The sequence below is a fragment of the Actinoplanes sp. NPDC004185 genome, assembly GCF_053603475.1.
The window spans coordinates 1-20,036 of sequence record NZ_JBSGFR010000016.1; the positions used below are offsets into that span (position 1 = coordinate 1).

The window sequence follows — 20,036 nt, forward strand, 5'->3', positions numbered from 1 at the left end:
CCGGTCGTTCGGGGTAGGACGTCGCAATCCACACCGAACCCGAAGGCCCTCACCTACTTCAAGATCTCCCGTCACCAACGTCCCGGGTCAGTACAGCTAGACAGCCTGCTTCACGTGTGCGGGACGTCCGCGCGGTGGGCGGCGAGGATGTCGCCGCCGAAGTCGCCGTGCGGGCGCCGCAGCACGCTGTGCGCGTGGTTGCCGTCGTCGCTGGTGTTGTCGAACTCGATGAGCAGGTCGTCGGCCTGGATCCGGTAGTAGTGCCGGGTGCCCGGGCCGGGCGGACCTTCCCAGGCGAAGTGCACGTCACCGCCGGCCGGGTCCAGGGCGGCCGCCAGTTCGTCCGGCAGCCGGCCCAGGTGCACCGCGACGAGCTGGTCGAGCAGGGCCCGCTCGCCCGGTCGCAGGTCGGCGCGGGCGATCCCGGCGGGGGACAGGGCGACGCTGGCCGGCCGGGTGGCCGAGCGGATGTCGGACGGGGCCTCGTCGGCCACCACCGCCCGGCTGCGGGCCGCCGCGGGCAGCGACCGCAGCAGCTCGTGGGCGAGATCCTCCTCGATGGCCAGTGGGCGCAGCACCGTACGCCCGGCGGTGTCGACCCGGGCCGGGTTCGCGCCCAGGAACACCGGAGCGGGGGAGACCCGGTCGCCGGCCACGGTCATGCTCACCGACAGGTGGTGACCCTCGAAGCGCCAGCCCCACTCGTCGTCACCGGGCGCGCCGAAGACGATCACCTGGTAGTCCTCGCTGTGCCGGCCGCGGGCCCAGCCTTCCCGGCGGTCGAGGATCTCCTCGAGCGCCAGCACGGTCATGGCCTGCGCGTACGCCGCCGGGCTCAGCGCGGTGGCGAGCAGCCGGTGCGCGGCCTTGCGGGCGCCGATCCCGAGGTCGGCCAGGCTGAGCCCGGGCCGGGGGCGGGGCCGGTATTCGATCCAGCGGCGCGCCCGGTCGTCGTCGAAGGCGGCAGCGGCCCTCGGGCCCTCCGGGGTCGCCAGCAGCGCGGCGGCCGCCGCGCGCATCTCATCCGCGAGCGTCACGGTCACTCCCCACGCAGCAGTGCGGCCATTTCCGGCAGGTCGAAGAAAGCGGCAGTCTCGACAGCCGACGGGCTGCCGGCGGCCGGGTCCGCACCGGCGGCGAGCAGCGTCCGGACACTGTCGGGGTTCTTGCGGAACACCGCGGCCGCCAGGGCGGTCTGGCCGCGGTCGTTGACCCGGCCCGGGTCGGCGCCGTGCTCGAGCAGCACGGCGACGGTCGGCGGGTGGTTGTGGTACGCCGCCAGAATCAGCAGCGTGTCACCCTTGTCGTTGGTCAGGTTGGCCGGCAGTCCGTGGGACAGCTGACCGGAGAGCTCCTCGGCCGACCCGGAGCGCGCGAGGTCGAACATCCGGTGCGCGAAGGCGATGGTTTCGGCATCCAATTCCTCGGGCATGCGGGCCAGCCTACGGTGCTAATGTCTCAGCGCACATTATCCGGGGGTGGGGGAGTGCAGGACGGCGTCCACGTGGGCCGGGCCGGGCCGGACGGCGCGACCAACCAGGGCTGGCTGCTCGGCCATTTCATGCCCAAGGGTGACCTGTTGCACAGCGTCGACGTCGAGGTGAAGTGGGGCGTGCACCCGCCCGGCGATCGGCGTGCGGCGTGGGCCACCGACGAGGTCCGTACGGCGCTGCTCGTGCTGATCCGGGGAGCTTTCGACATCGAGTTGCGCGACCGTACGGTGCTGCTGCGCGAGCCCGGCGATTATGTCGTCTGGGGCCCCGGCCAGGACCACTCCTGGCAGGCCGGGGACGTGGAGACGGTGGTGCTGACCGTGCGCTGGCCCTCGTTGCCGGGCTGGCGTCTGCCCCCGCCGGCGCCTTGATCGACCGCGTTCCCGCTTTATTTGTCGCCGAAGACAAACGGATGCCTGCCGTTAACCGCCGCGCCGGTATTCGCATTCCTGGTGCGGGAAAACACGATGCATCGAACGGTTATGGAACGAGTTTCCCACAGTGTGGATGCTGCCTTGACCCGGCAACCGCGTGGCCGGAAATATCGACCGCGGTTTAAGCGTGCATTAAATCGCGCCCGTTGTCGGGTGCGTGGTTTCCATTCTTCGACGCAGGAGGATTCATGGCGGTCACCGCCCTGTCGGCACGCACGGGACGACATGCGAAGGGGTCGGGCCGGCTGGCCGCGATCCGCCGCGTCGCCCCCGCGCCCGTGCCTCCGGCCGCCCTCACCATCACGCTCAACATCCCGCTGACCGGCGACTCGCTGCCGCCGCAGGCGCACCGGCTCATCGAGGCGGTCCGTGAGCTGGTCGAGGCCGGTCAGGGCTCCGTGGCCGTCGAGCCGCCGGCCACCGAGCGGGTCACCGAGCCCGGTCCGGCCGCACACCACGACGGCACCATCGAGGTCCGGTTGCTGACCTCGTCGCGCCAGGTCCTGGTCAACGGCGAGCTGCTGCCGCTGACCCGGCTCGAGTTCGACCTGCTGCTGTTTTTGGCCGACCACCCGCGCCGGGTGTTCAGCCGCACCCAGCTGCTGACCGCGGTCTGGGGCTACGAGCACACCGGCGAGCGCACGGTGGACGTGCACGTGCGCCGCCTGCGGGTCAAGATGGGCACCCAGCTGCCCCTGATCACCACCGTCTACGGCGTCGGCTACCGCCTGGCCGACGAGGCGCGGATCGTGGTGCTGCCGCACGACTAGAGTGGCCGGGTGCGGGTGCGTCCGGTGTCGAGCGAGGTCCTGGTCGAGGAGCTCGCCGACCGGCTGGCCGGCACGGCGACGGAGGGCCGGCTGCGGGTCGCCGTCGACGGGGCCGACGCCGCCGATCCCGCGGCGCTGGCCGATGCGCTGGTCGATCCGCTGCGGGTCCGGGGCCGCTCAGCGGTACGCGTACGCACCGAGGACTTCCTGCGGCCCGCCTCGCTGCGCCTGGAGTTCGGCCGCACCAACCCCGACTCGTTCTACCTCGGCTGGCTGGACGAGGCCGGCCTGCGCCGGGAGGTCCTCGACCCGGCGGGCCCGGGCGGCAGCGGGCGCGTCGTGACCCGGCTCTGGGACGCGCGTACGGACCGCGCCACCCGCGAGCCGTACCGGGAGCTGCCCCCGGACGCCGTGGTGCTCGTCAGCGGGCCCCTGCTGCTCGGCTCCGGGCTGCCCTTCGATCTCACCGTCCATCTGCATCTCTCGGCGGCCGCGTTGGAACGCCGCACCGAGCCGGAGCAGCGCTGGACGCTGCCCGCGTACGCCCGCTACGGCGCGGAGGTCGACCCCGCCGCCTTCGCCGATCTCGTGGTCCGGCTCGACGATCCGCGGCGCCCCGCCGTGGTCGTCGGATCATGAGTGAATCGCTCGTCACACCCCTCCTGAGCTGCGACGCGAAAGCTGGATCGCGCAGTCCGTGGCGGTAACGTGCACTGACAGTTATGCTGCGGTTACTTTTTTGCGAGGGTCCCGTTTGGGATCTTCGGCGGTGGGTATCTGCGGGCTCCACGGTGCGACGCCAAGGGCCGGCGCGGGGGACGTCCACCGGCAGGGGCAGAGGGAAGGGCAGGGGGAGCACATGCTCGTCAACAGCGCGGTCATCACGGGTAAAGGTGCCGACACCGCCAAGGGTCGCTCCAGCGATGAGGTCGACCAGATCCGGGAGTTGCTGCGGGCCCGGTTCGACGATCTGACGGCCGAGTACGAAGAGGCCGTCGCCGAGAACCAGAAGCTCCGGCTCGTCGAGATCGGCGACGCCGCCGGTGACGACCAGGCGGACAGCGGGTCCAAGACCGCGGAACGCGACGCGGCGTCGTCGCTCATCCGCACTCTGCTCGACCGGCGGACGCAGGCGGAACACGCCATGCAGCGCCTGGAGGACGGCACGTACGGCAACTGCGAGGGCTGTTCCAAGCCGATCCCGGTGGAGCGGCTCGCCGTCTTCCCGTCGGCCACCTCGTGCGTGGCCTGCAAGTCCAACCGCGAGCGGCGCGCGGGCTGAGCTCAGGCTTGATCCGGTCCGTCGCCCGCACGTGGGCGGCGGACCGGCCGTATCGGGGTTAACTTGGCCTGATGGGCGAGATCCGGGTCGGCACCGCGTCATGGACCGACAAGACACTGCTCGAGTCGGGCTGGTATCCGCAGACGGCGAACACCCCGGAGAAACGGCTGGGGTATTACGCCAAGCAGTTCCCGATCGTCGAGGTCGACGCGACGTACTACGGGCCGCCGGCCGAGCAGACCACCAAGCTGTGGGCCGAGCGCACCCCGGACGGCTTCACGTTCAACATCAAGGCGTTCAGCATGCTGACCGGCCACCCCACCAAGGTGTCCGCGATCTACAAGGATCTGCGCCCGGAGACCGACAAGAAGAACGTCTACCCCGGTGACCTGCCGCCGACGACCTACGAGGAGATCTGGACCCGCTTCCTGAGCGCCCTGGATCCCCTGGTCGAGGCGGGCAAGCTGGGTGCCCTGCTGTTCCAGTTCCCGCCGTGGTGGGGCATCCGCCGCGACAACAAGGACTATCTGCGCGAGGTCGCCGCCCGCTGCCGGCCGCTGCGGCCGGTCTTCGAGTTCCGCAACGCCTCCTGGTTCGACGGCGACAACGCCGAGGAGACCCTCGAGTTCCTGCGCCGGCACGAGTTGCCGCTGGTCTGTGTCGACATGCCGCAGGGCCACAAGTCGTCGGTGCCGCCGCTGATGACCGCCACCGCCGACCTGGCCGTGGTGCGCTTCCACGGCCACAGCGACAAGTGGACCAGCAAGGACATCCACGAGAAGTTCGGCTACCTGTACTCCGAGCGGGAGCTGCGGGAATGGGCGCCGAAGCTGCGCGCCCTGGCCGACGAGGCCGGGCAGACCCACGTGCTGATGAACAACTGCGCGGGCGACTACGCCCAGCGCAACGCCACCCAACTGATCGAGCTGCTCAGCTAGAGCTCGTCCCAGGGCACGGTCTCCCACGCCGCCTGCAGCGCCTCGGCGAGCTGACCGTCGTCCTTGAGCGGCAGCTCGTCGATGCTGGCGATGGGCTGCGCCGGGCGGTGCGAGCTGGCCGCCGCGGCCGCCGCGAAGCCGTTGAGCTCCTGCGCGTCGATCGGCCGCAGCGTCCACGGCGTGCCGTTGATCGACATGGCGATCTGCAGCAGCACCATGGTCACGCCCTTGAGCACCGGCGCGTCCGGCCACACCACCTGCGCGCCGTCCCAGAAGGCCACGTTCCACGACGTGCCCTCCCGGACCCGGCCGTCGTGACCGACGAAGAGCGCGTCGTCGAAGCCGGCCAGCCGGGCCTCGCGCAGCCGGTAGTGCAGGCCCATCGTCGCCACGTGCTTGTGCTCGGGGAGCTCGCGTTCGTAGCGCACGGTCTGCACTCGTAGCGGCGGGCGGGCCTCCCGCGGCGCCGGCTCGGAGACCGACACCAGCACGTCCGGCGGGGCCTGCTCGTGGGAACCTGGCACGAAAGTCACCCGTACGGAGGCGTCCCGGACGTCGCCGAGGGCGTGCCGGATCAGCCCCAGCAACCGATGCTCCTCGGCCACCCCGATGCGGTGGCCGAACAGCTCCTCCGCCCCGTCGGCGAGCCGCGCCAGGTGCAGGGCCAGGCCACGGACCCGGTGGTCACGCACCTGCATCGAGGTGTAGTGCCCATAGTTGACGCAGGTGATCCGGTGCAGCTGCGCCAGGTCCGGCGTCCGCCCGTTGAGCTCGACGTTCAACACCTCATCAACCTACGGCGTCCGGGTGACCTTGATCCCGCGGCGGCGGGCCTGCGCGGCCATCGCGGCGGCGTCGACGACTGCCGCGCCGCCGGGATCGTTGTTGAAGAAGACATACGTGGGTACGCCGGGCAGCCGGTCCAGCCAGGTCCCCAGCGACGTACGCCCGTAGCGCGGCCATGGCGTCGCGCGCCCCTCGTGCATCCGCAGATAGCCGAAGTCGGCGGTGACCCACAGCGGCGTCACCGGCCGTCCCTTGCGGTCGGCCCAGCTCAGCGCCGCGTTGTGCCGCTGCAGCAGCTCCCGGACCTCGTCGGTCCACCACGAGTCGTGCCGCGGCTCGACGGCGACCTTGACCTCCGTGGGGAACAGCCCCAGTGTCTCGTCGAGCGCCGCCACATCGATCTTGAGTGTGGGCGGGAGCTGCAGCAGCACCGGACCCAGCTTGTCGCCCAGGGCCTCGGCGCGGCCCAGGAACCGGGCGACGGGCTCGGCGGGCTCCCGCAGCCGCTTGATGTGGGTCAGGTAGCGGCTCATCTTCACCGCGAACACGAAGTCGTCCGGCGTCCGCGCCCGCCACTGGGCGAAGGTGTCGCGTTCCGGCAGCCGGTAGAAGGCGTTGTTGACCTCGACGGTGTCGAACGACTCGGCGTACTTCTCCAGCCAGAGCCGCTGCGGCAGCTTCGGCGGATACAGCCGGTCCTCGCCGCGCCAGTCCTTGTACTGCCAGCCGGACGTCCCCATCACCAGCACGCCGTTGTGTTACCCACGTCGAGCCCCGGTTAGACGTGATCCACGCAGGGTAGGAGCAGATCTCCACCTGCCCCGGCGTCGGGGCGACACGAAGGAGCTTTCCATGCGACTCAGCGACGACGACATCACCGGCGGCAGCGGCGTTTCGGGCGAGGGTGTGGCCGACGGCGGCGCCAACCCGAACGGTCACGACGGTGGCGCGGACGGCGGCGCGGGCGAGGGTCCGGCCGACGGCGGCGCGAACCCGGCCGGTCACGACGGCGGTGCCGACGGCGGCGCCGGTGCCGAGGGCCCCGCGGACGGCGGCGCGAACCCGGGCGGCCACGACGGCGGCGCGGACGGCAGCGCGGGCGAGGGCCCGGCCGACGGTGGCGCCAATGCGGGCGGCCACGACGGTGGCGCCGACGGCAGCGCGGTCTGAGGCTGACGCCATGACGAACCACACGCCGGGCGGCACCGAGGACCGCCCGGCTCTGGCCCGTGCGATCGCCGTCGACCCGGCGAAGTTCGCCGAGGCCTACTGGGGGCGCCAGCCCCTGCTCACCCGGGCCGACGAGCTGGCCGGGCCGGACGGCTTCACCGACCTGCTGTCCCCGGCGGCGGTCGACGAGCTGCTCAGCGAACGCGGCCTGCGGACCCCGTTCCTGCGGGTGGCCGACAAGGGCACGGTGCTGCCCACCTCGTCCTTCACCGGCAGTGGCGGCGCCGGCGCGGAGGTCGGCGATCAGGTGATCGACGACAAGGTCATGCGCCTGTACGCCGACGGCGCCACCCTGGTCCTGCAGGGCCTGCACCGGATCTGGCCCCCACTGATCGACTACGCCCGCCGGCTGGGCGAGGAGTTGCGGCAGCCGCTGCAGGTCAACGCCTATCTGACGCCGGCCGGCAACAAGGGCTTCGCCACCCACTACGACACCCACGACGTGTTCGTGCTCCAGGTGGACGGCACCAAACGCTGGCGCATCCACGAGCCGGTGCTGCCCGAGCCGCTCGAACGTCAGGCCTGGGGCGGCCGCGCGGACGAGGTCGGCGCGGTGGCCGACGGCCCGGCGACGCTGGACGTGGTCCTGGCCCCGGGCGACGCCCTCTACCTGCCCCGCGGCTGGCTGCACTCGGCCCAGGCCCAGGGCGAGCGTTCCCTGCACCTGACCTTCGGCGTCCGCGCCCTGACCCGGTACGCCCTGGTCGAGGAGCTGCTCCAGCTCGCGGCCGAGGATCAGCGGCTGCGCGCCACCCTGCCGTACGCGATGGACGTCGCCGACCCGCAGGCCGTCGCCCCGGAGCTCACCGCGACGGTCGACGCCCTGCGCGACTGGCTGCTGACCGCCGACCCGGCCACCGTGGCCGCCCGGTTGCGTGACCGGGCCTGGCCGGCCAAGCGCCCGGCCCCCGTCCGGCCGCTGGCCCAGCTGGAGTTCGCGGAGCGCCTCGGCGCGGACGACCGGATCACGGTCCGCGACGGGCTGCGCTGGCACCTGCACGAGGACGGCCCCGAGCACGTGGTGCTCCGGCTGACCGGGCGCACCCTGCGGTTCCCGGCCTACTGCGCGGCCGCGGTGCGCACCGCGCTGGACGGCGCGCCGCATCGCGTCGGGGACCTGCCCGAGCTGGACGACGATCACGACCGGCTGGTGCTGGCCCGCCGTCTGCTCCGCGAAGCCCTGACCGTCCCGGCGACCGCCTGACGTCCCGGGCGCCGCCCTACCGGCGCCCGGGCCCCGGCGGCTCCCGCACGCGATCCCGGCGGCGGGCTTCCGCGCCCGGGACCACGGGTGGGTCCGGCTGTTCCCGCTCAGGCGCGGCTTCCGCGCCCGGACTGCCCGACGACGTGTGGCTGTTCTGCACTCAGGCGGCGGTGGTGCTCCTGGCCAGCGCCAGCACCAGTCCGGCAGCGATCAGACTCGCGATCAGCACCGTCGCCACCGCCGACGCGTCCAGCGGCACGGTCCGCCGGTCGGCGACCCGCTTGGCCGTGACGACCGCGAGGATCGGCCCGAGCAACGCGACGACCAGCGCCACCACCGGCAGCCCGGCCGCCCAGTCACCCCCGGCTTCCCGGCCCGCCCATCGCAACGTCGACCACGCCGCCACCCCGACCGCGCCGCCCAGCGCACCCAGCACGACGAAGAGCAACGACGCCCCGTTGCCGGGCTTGCGCGGCGCGGGCTTCCAGGCCGCGGTGGCCTCGGCCTCCTGCAGGTAGTCCTCGGCGTCCCGATCGCGCTGGTGCGGCACGGCCGGCTGCGGGGCGTGCGCGCCGAAACGCTCGGCCACCCGCCCGGCCTTGTGGGCGAACTCGGCCCACAGCACCGCGGAGCGCGCGTCCACCTCTTCCCGCACGCGCTGGGCCGCCCGCCACGCCGCCTGGGTCTCGCGGATGCGCTGGTCGGCGGCCCGGACGGCGTTGTCGGCCTCGATGGCGCGGCTGTCGTGCCAGGCGCGCGCCTCGGCCCGGTGCGCGGCGGCCTCGTCGTCCAGGTTGGTCAGCTTGCGCACGACACCGCGGTAGTCCGGCGTGCGCCGCTCCACCGTGCCGTCGTTCTCCGGCGCGGTCATGGCTGCGCCTCCTTTGCCATGCCCTTCTGGCCCTCGCTGTCCGGGCAGCCTTGCGGGTGCGCGAAGGGAAGCTCGGTGCAGGCGGTCATGACGGCCCGTACGGGATGATCACTTCGGCGCCGCGGTGCACCGACCGGTCGAAGTGCAGCGCCCGCCAGGGCCGCGGATACCAGTTCGGCGAGCCGTGCCCCGGGTAGTACGGCGACAGCTCACTGCCGTGCACGTCCAGCGCCACCCACGCTCCCACCGTGTCGGTCCTGGTCCCCTGCCCGCCGAGGGTGTCGCGCAGCAGCGCCGCCCCGCGCCACCAGCCGATCACGTGGATGCGGCGTTCCGGGCCCTGCCGCATGATCCGGCGCAGCATCTCGTTGCTGCCGCCGGGCGCCGCGTCGACCGCGTACAGCAGCAGGAACCACGGCTTGTCGGCCGCCGAGCCGAACTCGGCCCGCTCGGCCGCCAGCTCCAGCAGGCTGTCCACGTTGTCGTTGTCGAAGTAGCCCGTCTCGGCCGGCAGGTGCGGCTTCAACGCCTCGACCGCCACCGCCGCGTCGGTGTCCAGGCACGCCACGGAGAACTGCGCCGCCCCGGGCGTGAACTGGGCCGCGAGCGAGCGGGCAGCCGTGCCCAGCACCGCGCACGCCTCGTCGACCCGGGTGCCCAGCACCGCGATGGTCCGGCCCGGCGCCCGGCGCAGCACCGTCTGCGCCGAGCGGGACTCGACATCGATGGTCTCGCCGAGCAGCACCGCCGGCGCGGCCACCGTGGCCGCCGGGGTGAACCGGCGGAACTCGGGGCTGTCCTCCAGCCGGGGGATGGCGTCACCGTCGAACAGCCGCGGTGCGGGCAGCTCCGCCGGTCGGTGCCGCCACAGCCGGTGCTGCAGCTCGCTCCAACGTTCCCGGTTGCCCGCGTCCGGCACCCGGACCACCCGGTTCGCCTCGACCGCGCCGGAGTCGGCGTTGACGACCGCGTGGTAGCGCGGCAGCGCGTCGGCGGCCTGGTTGGTCTCGGCCAGCACCCGGCGGGCCCGGGGCAACGCGATCCGCAGCGAGAACTGCGCGACCAGCGCGGGCCGGCCCCACAGCGCCTCGATGCCGGACACGTCCTGGCTGGCCAGCACCAGGTGGATGCCCTGGGAACGGCCGCGCCGGGCCAGGTCCTCCAGCAGGTCGACCGCCTCGGCCGCCACCGCGTCGCGGCCGGACAGCAGCACCTGGAACTCGTCGACCACGGCCACGATCCGCGGCCAGGAGCCCTGCGGGTCCTCGGCGCGCAGCTCGGCCAGGTTGGTCACCTCGTGCCGCTTGGCCGCGTCCGCCCGGCTGCGCAGCTCGGCGCCGAGGAAGCGCAGCAGGGCCAGGCCGAACTCACGGTCGGTGTTGACGTTGACCCCGACCAGCCGGACGTGCGGCAGCCAGCTGGGGTCGCGCCGGCCCGGGGCGAACCGGGCGAAGGACACGCCCTCCTTGAAATCGAGCAGGTAGAAGGCCAGCTCGGCGGGGGAGTAGCGGGCGGCCAGCGCGCCCATCCAGGCGTAGATCAGGTTGGTCTTGCCGGTGCCGGACGGCCCGGCGATCAGGGCGTGCGGCGGATAGTCGCTCAGGGTCACGTGCACCGGGGCGCCCTGGGGACTGTCGCCGAGCGGCGCGGTCAGCGCGCGGGCCGAGCTCTGCTGCCACTCGTGCTCGGGCAGCAGGCTGTCCAGCGCGACCGGGGCCGGGCCGGCGGCGACCTCGTCGGCGATCTCCCGGCAGGTGCGGGTCACCACGGACGCCGACGGGCCCGCGTCGAGCCGTACCGGAAGATCACCGCAGCCGCTGAGGCGGCCGGCGTCGCCTTCGGCCGCCGTGACGACCTCGATCCCGGCGGCGGGCCGCACCGGGAAACCCCGCATGACCAGGTGTACGCCGCAAGCGGCCCCGGTGCGCAGCAGCCGGTCGAGCTGACCCCGTTCGTGCCGCGACAGCTCGTCGGCGCGCCCGGCACCCAGCAGGATCGCCACCCGCCACGGCTCGGGCCGCCGGCCGGTGGCCGAGGCCAGCTCCCGCAGCGACGAGTGCTCACCGGCCAGCACGGTCTCGTTGATCCGGCGGACGTGGTCGACGAGCTCGTCCAGCAGCGCCGGGAGCCCGCCGGGACCGACGAAGTTCAGCACCCCGGCCGGGGCCAGCGGGGCGAAGCCGGCCAGGCCCCCGCCGAGCTGCTCGGGGTCGTAGCCGGTGAGCCGGACCCGGCCCGCCTGCACGCTGCCCAGGGCCCGCAGCAGCAGGCTCGCGACCACGTCGTCACCGATGCGCTCGTCGCCCTCGACCACCACGTGCCCCTGGTCGAGCAACGGCACCAGCGCCGGCACGTCACCCTCGTACGGCAGCAGCAACCGGCCCACCCGCAGCTCCGGCGCCGGGGCCTGGGTGCCGGCCGGGGTGGGCCGCCACTGGTCCCAGGGCAGGCCGGCAGCTCCGGGGGCGGCCAGCCGAGCCGTTTCGGCGGCGGCCCCGGCCAGCGCGGCGAGGTCCCGTTCGTGCTGCTCGTCGATCTGCCGCAGCCGCTTGTCGCGTTCACCGGCGAGCCGGATCCGGCGCTCGCGGGCGGCGGCGACGACCCGGGCCCGCCGCGTCACGGCCGCCTCGTAGGCGCTCCGGGCCTCCTCGAGGGCGTCGTCGGCCGCGCCGAGGGCGTGCGAGATTGCGGCGCGGACCTCGACGACCTGCTGAGCCTTGGTGTCAGGCATCGACGCCGCGGGGTCGCAACGGGTCGGGGGCGCCCGGGTCCAGCGTGGCCGGGTCGCGGCCCAGGCGGGCCAGCAGCACCCCGGTCAGCACGCTGGCGGTGACCGCCGAGTCGGCCGGGTGGGCCGGGGCCTGCTCGGGCGGCTTGGTCCGGCAGATGCGGGCGAGCAGGGTGTCCAGCACCGCGGGCGGGGTGCCGGGCAGCAGTGACCTGACCCGGCCGCCGGCGGCGCTGCGCAGCCGCTGCAGGTCGTCGGGCCCGGGCTCGTGACCCAGCAGGTCGCCGGCGAGGCGCTGCAGCACCGGCGGGGTCACCGCGGACAGGCCCAGCCCGGTGGCCGCGTTGACCTCGTGCAGGTCCCGGCCGAGTCGTGCGCGGTCGCCCGAGCGCACCCCGGCGGCGACCTTGCGCAGCAGCTCGGCGGTGTTCTGCGGGCGTTCGGGGGTGTTGCTCTCCTGCGCCGGGGGCGGTGCCTCGCCGGTCAGCTTCTCGACGCGCTCACGCCACCACGGGCCGAGCTTCTCCGGCGGGGGCTGCTGATTCTGCTGATCGGGTGGCCCGGCCGGCTCGTCCTGCTGCTTCTTCTGCTCCTCCAGGCCGGCTTTCCAGTCGCGATCCGGTGGCGCGCTCGCGTCGGCTGACAGGCCCAGGGCGGCCAGGTACGCCGCGATGGCGTCCTGGGCCAGGCGCAGGGCGGCCGCGGCGTGCTCGGCGTGCTCGGTGGCGTTGCCCAGCTGCGGCACGCCGATCGGGTCGATGGACGTCTGGCGCACCCAGTTGAGCAGCTCGGTGGCGCTGCGCAGCCGTTCCATCGCCACCGTGACCAGGCCGGTGGGCAGTTCGTCGGACGTGGCGCGGAGCTGGGCGCCGAGTTCCTGCAGCAGCGACATCGCGTTACAGCGTCGCCGTGTAGGTCTGCGCCTGCTCGACCGCGAGCAGCGTGGCGCCGAGGCATTCCTCGAGCTGCTGGTCGGCTTGCGACAGGGAGGCGTGCGCCGCACCGACCGCGTCGTTGGCGCTGCCGTCGAGCGCCGCGGCCAGGCTCTGCTGCGCCTCGCCGAGCTTCTCCCGGGCCGCCTGGATCGCCGCCTGACCCTCCGTGACCTGTTGGAGCGCGGCATCCACAGCCGCTCTGACCTCGGCGACGCTGGCCACTCGTGCAGCCTCCTGCGATATCGACACGGCGGTAAAGACCCAGAATAGTCGTCCACGATGGGGCGGTCGTGCCCGCACGCCCCTTTCGCGAATTCATGCTCGCACGCCCACCGGCTCCGCGGCAGCCGGGTCCCACCCGGTCGCCGGGGGAGCTCACCGGGGGACGGCGGACGGTCCGCGTACCTCCGCGCCCAGCGCGGTCACGCGCTCCCGCAGCCCCCGGTCGGCCGTCACCACGACGGTCCGCCGGCGGGCGCCCTCGGCCGCGACCACCGCCACGATCGTGTCGTCCCCGGAGCCGGACGCGCGCACGACCCGGACCCCGTCGACCGCCGGGACGTCCCGGGCGCGGCCCTCCACGACCAGGACCACCTCGACCGGTCCCGGAAGATCCTCCAGCCCCGCGACGTTGAGACCCATGAGGCCGTCGCGCAGTCTGGCGGTGGCCCCCGCGCGGTCCCGCCACCAACCGTCCGGCTTGGAACCGAGCACGTTGGCGGCGTCGACGACCAGCAGCGGGACGCTCATGTAAGGAGCGTCTCACACCGGAATCAAACGCTCGTTCAGGGCGCTGTACAGCCCGGGCCGGCGGCGACTTCGCCGCTCCCGACCAGCAGTATCAGGAGAGAAGAGACTATGAGCATCGGACCCCTGGGGCCGGGTGGCCCCGGTGAATGGGACGACCTGTTCGCCCGCTTCTTCGGGGCGGCCGAGCCACGACGGTCCGCGCAGCGGATCGACATCACCAGATTCATGAGCGCGGACGCGCGCGAGGTCCTGTCCGTCGCCGCCCGCCGCGCCGCCGAAGTGGCGCCGGCCGGCATCGGCCTCGCCGACCTCGACACCGAGCACCTGCTGTGGGCGCTGCTCCAGCAGGAGCCGCAGCAGGCCCTGGTCCGCCGGGCCGGCGGCGACCCCGCCGCGCTGCTCGCCGAGCTCGGTGGCGTCACCCGCGCGCCGGGCGGCCAGCTGCCCGACCGCATCGCACTGACCCCCGCCGCCAAGCGCGCGCTGCTGGACAGTCTGCAGCTCTCGCGGGCCGTGGGCGCCTCCTACGTGGGTCCCGAGCACATCTTGATGGCGCTGGGCCTCAACCCGGACTCCACGGCGGGCCGCCTGCTCGCCGCGCGGATCGACCCGCGCACGTTGCAGCAGGCCGAGCCCCAGCCGGGCCGGGGAGGTCCCGGTGGCCGCGGTGGTGAGCCCGGTGGCCCGGGCAGCACGCCCACGCTCGAGCAGTACGGCATGGACCTGACCGAGCTGGCCCGGCGCGGCGAGATCGACCCGGTCATCGGCCGGGCCGACGAGATCGAGCAGGCCGTCGAGATCCTGTCGCGGCGTACCAAGAACAACCCGGTGCTGATCGGCGAGGCCGGCGTCGGCAAGACCGCCGTCGTCGAGGGCCTGGCCCAGCGCATCGTGGACGGTGACGTGCCGCAGACCCTCGCGGGCAAGCGCGTCATCCAGCTCGACCTGGCCGGACTGGTGGCGGGCACCCGCTACCGCGGCGACTTCGAGGAGCGGCTCAGCAAGGTCATCGACGAGATCCAGGAGAGCGGCGACGGCCTGATCGTCTTCCTCGACGAGATCCACACCCTGGTCGGCGCCGGTGGTGGCGGCGGCGAGGGTGGCGGCATGGACGCCAGCAACATGCTCAAGCCCGCCCTGGCCCGCGGCCGGCTGCGGGTGGTCGGCGCGACGACGCTGGACGAGTACCGGAAGCACATCGAGAAGGACGCCGCCCTGGCCCGGCGTTTTCAGCCGGTCCTGATCGGTGAGCCCAGCGTCGAGGACACCGTGGCGATCCTGCGCGGCCTGCGGGACAACTACGAGGCGCACCACCAGGTGCGGATCACCGACGAGGCGCTCGACGCAGCGGCCGAGCTGTCCGACCGCTACATCACCGACCGGTTCCTGCCGGACAAGGCGATCGACCTGATCGACCAGGCCGGTGCGCGGGTGCGCCTGCGGGTCAAGACCCCCGCGGCGGACGTGCGCGAGCAGGAGCGGCGCCTCGAGCAGCTGACCCGCGACCGCGACCAGGCGGTCGCCGCGGAGAACTACGAGAAGGCCTCCGCGCTGCGCGACGAGATCAACACCATCAAACAGCAGATCGAGGGTACGGACGCCACGGGCTCAAATGACGATTCTGCCTCGGTTCTCCGCCGCGGGGCCGGCTCTGCCGTGCCCCAGGTGACCTCGGAGGACATCGCCGAGGTCGTGTCCCGGGCCACCGGCATCCCGGTCGCGCAGCTCACCGAGGAGGAGCGCGAGCGGCTGCTGCGCCTCGAGACGCACCTGCACGAGCACGTGATCGGTCAGGACGAGGCGGTCTCCGCCGTCGCCGAGGCGGTCCGGCGTTCCCGGGCCGGGCTGGGCGACCCGGACCGGCCGGTGGGCAGCTTCCTGTTCCTCGGCCCGACCGGGGTCGGCAAGACCGAGCTGGCGCGCACCCTCGCGGACGCGCTGTTCGGCGACGCCGAGCGGATGGTCCGCTTCGACATGAGCGAGTTCCAGGAGCGGCACACCGTCTCCCGGCTCGTCGGTGCCCCTCCCGGCTACGTCGGCTACGACGAGGCCGGCCAGCTGACCGAGGCCGTGCGGCGCCGGCCGTACTCGGTGGTGCTGCTGGACGAGATCGAGAAGGCGCACCCGGACGTGTTCAACATCCTGCTGCAGGTGCTGGACGACGGGCGGCTGACCGACAGTCAGGGCCGGACGGTGAGCTTCAAGAACACCGTACTGATCATGACCAGCAACATCGGCTCGGACATCATCAGCGGCACCAAGCGCACGCTCGGCTTCGGCACCGGCGACGACGGCTCGGCCGTCGACGACGGCCTGCGGGAGAAGCTGGACCGGCGGCTGCGCGAGCAGTTCCGGCCGGAGTTCATCAACCGGATCGACGAGATCATCGTCTTCCGGCAGCTGGAGACCGAGCAGCTGCGGCAGATCACCGAGATGCTGCTGGAGGAGACCCGGCGGCGCCTGCACGCGCAGGACGTCACGCTGGACATCTCCGCGGCGGCCATCGACTGGCTGGCCGAGCGGGGCTTCCAGCGCGAGTACGGGGCCCGGCCGCTGCGCCGCACGATCCAGCGTGAGCTGGACAACCGGCTCTCGCGGCTGCTGCTCAGCGCCGACCTGGCGCCCGGGCAGACGGTCCGGGTCGACGTGGCCGAGGGCCGGCTGACCTTCGAGGTGCAGTCGCCCGCCCCGGCGGCCACCGCCTGACCGGTGGAACGGAACGCCCCGGTTCTCCTCGGAGAGCCGGGGCGTTTCTCATGCCGCCGCCAGGTGCGCCCCGCCGAGCTGCGGATAGTCCTCCAGCCACTCGATGTAGAGCGGGTTGCGGGCCACGACCTCGTTGTAGGTCTCCGCGGCCATGGTCATCAGCCGGGGCGCGACCCGGGCGGCGGTGCTGTCCGGGTGCCAGCCGAGCACCTGCCGCCAGCGCAGCGGCGCGCCCTGCAGCGGGCGGTGGGTCAGCCCGGCCGGGGGCCGGAACGTCGGCTGGCACAGGGCCAGCGCCAGCCCGGACTCCACCATGTCCACGCAGCCGCGGATGTCGGTCTCCAGCATCCGGCGCGGGGTGAAACCCGAGCGGGCGCAGCAGGCCGCGAAGCAGTCGGCGAAGCAGCCGTCGCCGGTGCCGGCCACCCACTGCTCCTCGGCCAGCTCGGCGAGGTCGACGTCGACGCCCTTGGCCGCCGGGTGGTCCTCGGGCATGAGCACGCACACGGCGTCGACCGCGATGGTCTGCCACACCAGGCCGTAGTCGGCCGACGGGATGGCATCACCGCAGACGCCCACCTGGGCGTAGTCGAGCTTGCCGGCCAGCACCATGCCGCAGAGCTCGTCCACGTAGTACGACGCGTGGGTGCTGATCTGGGCGTCGGGCTGGGCCTCGGACAACCGGTGCACCATGCCACCGATGACCGGTCCGCCGATGCCGCCGATCCGGTACCGGGTCATCACGTTCTCGTCCGTGCCGGATCCGGCCAGCCGGGCGGCCTCGTCCTGCAGGCCCTTCATCGCGGGCAGCAGCACCCGGGCCCGGGAGAGAACGAGTTCACCCAGGGCGGTCGGGCGGGCACCGCGCCGGTCACGTTCGAAGAGCGGCCCACCCAGGGTCCGCTCGATGCGTTGCAGCTGGGCGGTCAGCGCCGGCTGGGCGAGTCCCAGCAGCGATGCCGCCTTCGTCACGCTGCCCGTCTCCGCGATGGCACAGACCACCTTGAGATGCCGCAGCTCCAGGTTCATAGCGTGACGGTAGGACGTTCGCGGGATATCGGCTAGACCTTCAGCCAGCCAAAGATCCTCCACTTGTGACAAATAGGTTAACCAAAAGGACAGAACCAGCTAACCCGTACGCGGTTACCGGCACGTAACGTGAGGTGGGTTTCACTATCCGTGAATTTACCGTCCACTTTGTGCTTTGTTCAGAGATCCCGCGGGTACGTCGTCCGCCGGCTCATCATGTCGCGCATCTTGTCCACCACGGCCACCGCCGGATCGACGACCTTGTTCCACGGCGGCGTCGCCGGGGTGCCCGGGTGCGGACGCGTCGGAGCCGCCTCCTCGGCCAGCTCGACCCGGTTGCCGAGCCGGATCAGGTCCTCCACCGGGGCCATCTGCAGCAGCATCGGCAGCAGCTCGCCCGCCGCCGCGTCCGCGTGCCGGGTCAGCCGCCGGCAGACGTCGGCGGCACGGTCGGGCCGGCCCTCGTCGTCGGCCGCCTCCAGCAGCCGCAGCGCCTCCAGCAGAGCCCGATCCTCGGCGATCTCCCGGTCCACGAGCGCGTAGCCGTCCGGCACGGTCGACCGGATCGCCGGGTAGAGGTACTGCTCCTCCGCGGACAGGTGCCGCGACAGCCCCGCGGAGATCACCTGGGCCACCGTACGGCGGCGCGCCGGGTCCGTACCGTCGCCGGTCAGCTCCTCGCAGAGCGTCAGCAGCTCGCGATGCTCGCGGTTGATGAGGTCGACGACGTTGGGTCCGGTCGTCTCACCGCCCACGGGCGGCAGCGGAGGCAGCTGAACAGACACTGTGCTTCCTTTCGGCGGAGCCCGGCGGGTCGGGCCCGTCTTACCCGTACCTGATCTCCCGCCAAACGCGCCCGGCGGTGAGCTGGTAAGAAGAGCGGATGGAACCAGTCCCCGCCGCCGACGAGGTCGTCGACATCTGCCGTGACCTGCTCCGGATCGACACCAGCAACACCGGCGATCCGCGCACCACCGTCGGCGAACGCGTCGCCGCCGAGTACGTCGCAGCCAAGCTCAGCGACGTCGGCATCGAGGTCGAGCTGCACGAGTCCGCACCCCGGCGGGCCAACCTGGTCGCCCGCATCCCGGGCGCCGACCGCAGCCGCGGCGCCCTGCTCGTGCACGGGCACCTCGACGTCGTCCCGGCCGACGCCAGCGAATGGTCGGTGCCGCCGTTCTCCGGCGAGGAGAAGGACGGCTACCTGTGGGGCCGCGGCGCGATCGACATGAAGGACTTCGACGCGATGACCCTGGCCGTGGTCCGCGGCTGGCAGCGCACCGGCTACGTCCCGCCCCGCGACATCGTCCTGGCCTACACGGCCGACGAGGAGGCGGGCATGGAGTACGGCTCGCAGTTCCTCGTCCGCGAGCACGCCGACCTGTTCGAGGGCTGCACCGAGGCGATCGGCGAGGTCGGCGGCTTCTCGTACACGATCAACGACGACCTGCGCCTCTACCTGGTCGAGACGGCCGAGAAGGGCATCGACTGGCTGCGGCTGCACGCCAAGGGCCGCCCCGGGCACGGCTCCTTCGTGCACGACGACAACGCCGTCACCGCGCTCGCCGAGGCCGTCGCGGCGGTCGGCCGGCACAAGTTCCCGATGGTCGTCACCCCGACCGTGCGGTCCTTCCTCGAGCAGATCTCCGAGGCACTCGGCGTGGAGCTCGACCCGGACGAGCCCGAGCTGGCCATCGCCAAGCTCGGCCCGATCGCCAACCTGATCGGCGCGACCGTGCGCAACACCGCCAACCCGACCCGGCTCGAAGCCGGCTACAAGGACAACGTGATCCCCGGCAAGGCGTCGGCGACCATCGACTGCCGTACCCTGCCGGGTCAGGCCGAGATCTTCCTCGAGCAGCTGCGCGGGGTGATCGGCCCGGACATCGAGATCGAGCACATCTCCCGGCAGGGAGCCCTGGAGACCGGCTTCGACGGCGCGCTCGTCGAGGCCATGGGGGCCGCGCTGCGCGCCGAGGACCCGGGCGCACGCACGGTGCCGTACATGCTCTCCGGCGGCACGGACGCCAAGGCGTTCAGCACGCTGGGCATCCGCTGCTTCGGCTTCGCACCCCTGAAGCTGCCGGCCGACCTGAACTTCTCCGCACTGTTCCACGGCGTCGACGAACGGGTTCCGGTGGAAGGACTACAGTTCGGCGTGCGTGTGCTCGACCGACTGCTGCAGGCGAGCTGATGAAAGGACTTTTCACACCATGACCGACCAGCACGCGGATCTGGACGCCGCTCTTGAGCGCGTCGTCGAGGCCGCGAAAGCCCACCTGGCGGCAGTCAAGGCCGCCCAGGGGCGGGTGGATGACGACGATGTGTGGCAGGCGTACGTCAACCTCAACAACACCTCCTTCGCGTACGACGAGCAGCTGCTCGACGCGTTCGGCGAGGTCACACCGTGGGACGTCGAGTCGATCGACCCGGACGAGGCCGACCAGCGCTTCGGCGCGGTCGCCGGCCTCGACGGCGGCGGCTCCGACCCGCACCCGCGGGTGATCTCGGTGCGCCAGCGCCGCGACTACCGGGTGCCCAGCGTCTCGGCGCTGCTGCGGGTGGCCGACGCGGCCCGCCGCAACCTGGTGCCGGCCGACGAGGAGGCCGGCGAGGTCGAATCGGTCGGCGAAGCGGTCCTGGAGCTCCTCCAGGCCGGCGACGGCTCGCTGTCCTCGCTCGACGTGCCGGAGCTGGAGCCGCTCGACGGCCTGCTCACGGTGAGCGAGGTCACCGAGCCCCTCGACCTCGAGGCCTTCGAGGACGAGGACGGCGCCGGCCCGTTCGCCCCCCTGGACGGCGACCAGCTCGTCGGCCGCCTCGACGAACACCCCTTCACCGAGGACGAAGAAGACGAACACGCCGGTCACAACCACTGAG

At 72.8% G+C, this 20,036-nt stretch carries 21 protein-coding genes; 10 read left to right on the forward strand and 11 right to left on the reverse strand.

Annotated features, from left to right (window positions below; genetic code table 11):
• Nucleotides 1-110 precede the first annotated feature (110 nt).
• Nucleotides 111-1,019, reverse strand: a complete 909-nt coding sequence (locus tag ACWEOZ_RS17905) for a DUF3500 domain-containing protein (RefSeq protein WP_451911955.1) — start codon at nt 1,017-1,019, stop codon at nt 111-113.
• 20 nt (nt 1,020-1,039) lie between these two features.
• Nucleotides 1,040-1,432 carry an ankyrin repeat domain-containing protein gene (locus tag ACWEOZ_RS17910; RefSeq protein WP_451911798.1) on the reverse strand — a complete coding sequence of 131 codons (393 nt, stop codon included), beginning with the start codon at nt 1,430-1,432 and terminating at the stop codon, nt 1,040-1,042.
• A 54-nt stretch (nt 1,433-1,486) separates the two neighbouring features.
• Here ACWEOZ_RS17910 and ACWEOZ_RS17915 point away from each other — a divergent pair, with 54 nt between their 5' ends.
• From ACWEOZ_RS17915 to ACWEOZ_RS17935, 5 genes are all read left to right on the forward strand, one after another.
• Complete coding sequence (locus tag ACWEOZ_RS17915) at nt 1,487-1,864, forward strand: signal peptidase I (protein WP_451911799.1); 378 nt, start codon at nt 1,487-1,489, stop codon at nt 1,862-1,864.
• 362 nt (nt 1,865-2,226) lie between these two features.
• Nucleotides 2,227-2,697 carry a winged helix-turn-helix domain-containing protein gene (locus ACWEOZ_RS17920; RefSeq protein ID WP_451911956.1) on the forward strand — a complete coding sequence of 157 codons (471 nt, stop codon included), beginning with the start codon at nt 2,227-2,229 and terminating at the stop codon, nt 2,695-2,697.
• A 9-nt stretch (nt 2,698-2,706) separates the two neighbouring features.
• Nucleotides 2,707-3,336, forward strand: a complete 630-nt coding sequence (locus ACWEOZ_RS17925) for a uridine kinase (protein ID WP_451911800.1) — start codon at nt 2,707-2,709, stop codon at nt 3,334-3,336.
• 220 nt (nt 3,337-3,556) lie between these two features.
• Nucleotides 3,557-3,979 carry a TraR/DksA family transcriptional regulator gene (locus tag ACWEOZ_RS17930; protein WP_360830648.1) on the forward strand — a complete coding sequence of 141 codons (423 nt, stop codon included), beginning with the start codon at nt 3,557-3,559 and terminating at the stop codon, nt 3,977-3,979.
• A 71-nt stretch (nt 3,980-4,050) separates the two neighbouring features.
• Nucleotides 4,051-4,917, forward strand: a complete 867-nt coding sequence (locus tag ACWEOZ_RS17935) for a DUF72 domain-containing protein (RefSeq protein ID WP_451911801.1) — start codon at nt 4,051-4,053, stop codon at nt 4,915-4,917.
• On the opposite strand, the gene ACWEOZ_RS17940 is transcribed toward ACWEOZ_RS17935, so the two are convergent.
• Together ACWEOZ_RS17940 and ACWEOZ_RS17945 are read right to left on the reverse strand one after the other, a co-directional pair.
• Nucleotides 4,914-5,702 (reverse strand): aminotransferase class IV, encoded by a 789-nt coding sequence (locus ACWEOZ_RS17940; RefSeq protein ID WP_451911802.1) that lies wholly within the window; start codon nt 5,700-5,702, stop codon nt 4,914-4,916. The two genes, ACWEOZ_RS17935 and ACWEOZ_RS17940, sit on opposite strands and share 4 nt — an antisense overlap.
• 9 nt (nt 5,703-5,711) lie before the next feature.
• Nucleotides 5,712-6,443, reverse strand: a complete 732-nt coding sequence (locus ACWEOZ_RS17945; protein WP_451911957.1) for a DUF72 domain-containing protein — start codon at nt 6,441-6,443, stop codon at nt 5,712-5,714.
• A 112-nt stretch (nt 6,444-6,555) separates the two neighbouring features.
• On the opposite strand from ACWEOZ_RS17945, the gene ACWEOZ_RS17950 reads away from it, so the two are divergent.
• Nucleotides 6,556-6,873 carry a BatC protein gene (locus ACWEOZ_RS17950; protein ID WP_451911803.1) on the forward strand — a complete coding sequence of 106 codons (318 nt, stop codon included), beginning with the start codon at nt 6,556-6,558 and terminating at the stop codon, nt 6,871-6,873.
• Between the two features lie 10 nt (nt 6,874-6,883).
• Nucleotides 6,884-8,137: a cupin domain-containing protein gene (locus ACWEOZ_RS17955; RefSeq protein WP_451911804.1), complete on the forward strand. Its 1,254-nt coding sequence runs from the start codon at nt 6,884-6,886 to the stop codon at nt 8,135-8,137.
• A 160-nt stretch (nt 8,138-8,297) separates the two neighbouring features.
• Here the strand turns inward: ACWEOZ_RS17955 and ACWEOZ_RS17960 are convergent, their stop codons facing one another.
• The 5 genes from ACWEOZ_RS17960 to ACWEOZ_RS17980 all read right to left on the reverse strand — a co-directional run bounded on the left by ACWEOZ_RS17960 (nt 8,298) and on the right by ACWEOZ_RS17980 (nt 13,421).
• Nucleotides 8,298-9,008: a hypothetical protein gene (locus ACWEOZ_RS17960; RefSeq protein WP_451911805.1), complete on the reverse strand. Its 711-nt coding sequence runs from the start codon at nt 9,006-9,008 to the stop codon at nt 8,298-8,300.
• A gap of 85 nt (nt 9,009-9,093) precedes the next feature.
• Nucleotides 9,094-11,739, reverse strand: a complete 2,646-nt coding sequence (locus ACWEOZ_RS17965; protein WP_451911806.1) for an FtsK/SpoIIIE domain-containing protein — start codon at nt 11,737-11,739, stop codon at nt 9,094-9,096.
• The gene (locus tag ACWEOZ_RS17970) at nt 11,732-12,628 is read right to left on the reverse strand and encodes a hypothetical protein (RefSeq protein ID WP_451911807.1); all 897 of its coding nucleotides are present in this window, start codon (nt 12,626-12,628) and stop codon (nt 11,732-11,734) included. The genes ACWEOZ_RS17965 and ACWEOZ_RS17970 overlap by 8 nt, the downstream gene beginning before the upstream one ends.
• A 4-nt stretch (nt 12,629-12,632) precedes the next feature.
• Complete coding sequence (locus ACWEOZ_RS17975; protein ID WP_023364464.1) at nt 12,633-12,893, reverse strand: hypothetical protein; 261 nt, start codon at nt 12,891-12,893, stop codon at nt 12,633-12,635.
• 153 nt (nt 12,894-13,046) lie between these two features.
• Nucleotides 13,047-13,421, reverse strand: coding sequence for a hypothetical protein (locus ACWEOZ_RS17980; protein ID WP_451911808.1), 375 nt, complete (start codon nt 13,419-13,421; stop codon nt 13,047-13,049).
• 108 nt (nt 13,422-13,529) lie between these two features.
• Between ACWEOZ_RS17980 and ACWEOZ_RS17985 the strand changes: the two genes are divergently transcribed.
• Entirely contained in the window at nt 13,530-16,127 is a 2,598-nt protein-coding gene (locus ACWEOZ_RS17985) for an ATP-dependent Clp protease ATP-binding subunit (protein WP_451911809.1), read from the forward strand.
• A gap of 48 nt (nt 16,128-16,175) precedes the next feature.
• On the opposite strand, the gene ACWEOZ_RS17990 is transcribed toward ACWEOZ_RS17985, so the two are convergent.
• The gene (locus tag ACWEOZ_RS17990; protein ID WP_360543995.1) at nt 16,176-17,156 is read right to left on the reverse strand and encodes a LysR family transcriptional regulator; all 981 of its coding nucleotides are present in this window, start codon (nt 17,154-17,156) and stop codon (nt 16,176-16,178) included.
• 179 nt (nt 17,157-17,335) lie between these two features.
• Nucleotides 17,336-17,941 (reverse strand): hemerythrin domain-containing protein, encoded by a 606-nt coding sequence (locus tag ACWEOZ_RS17995; protein ID WP_451911810.1) that lies wholly within the window; start codon nt 17,939-17,941, stop codon nt 17,336-17,338.
• 98 nt (nt 17,942-18,039) lie between these two features.
• Between ACWEOZ_RS17995 and ACWEOZ_RS18000 the strand changes: the two genes are divergently transcribed.
• Nucleotides 18,040-19,350, forward strand: coding sequence for a M20/M25/M40 family metallo-hydrolase (locus ACWEOZ_RS18000; protein WP_451911811.1), 1,311 nt, complete (start codon nt 18,040-18,042; stop codon nt 19,348-19,350).
• Between the two features lie 19 nt (nt 19,351-19,369).
• Complete coding sequence (locus tag ACWEOZ_RS18005; protein ID WP_451911812.1) at nt 19,370-20,035, forward strand: hypothetical protein; 666 nt, start codon at nt 19,370-19,372, stop codon at nt 20,033-20,035.
• The last annotated feature ends 1 nt before the right edge of the window (nt 20,036 follow it).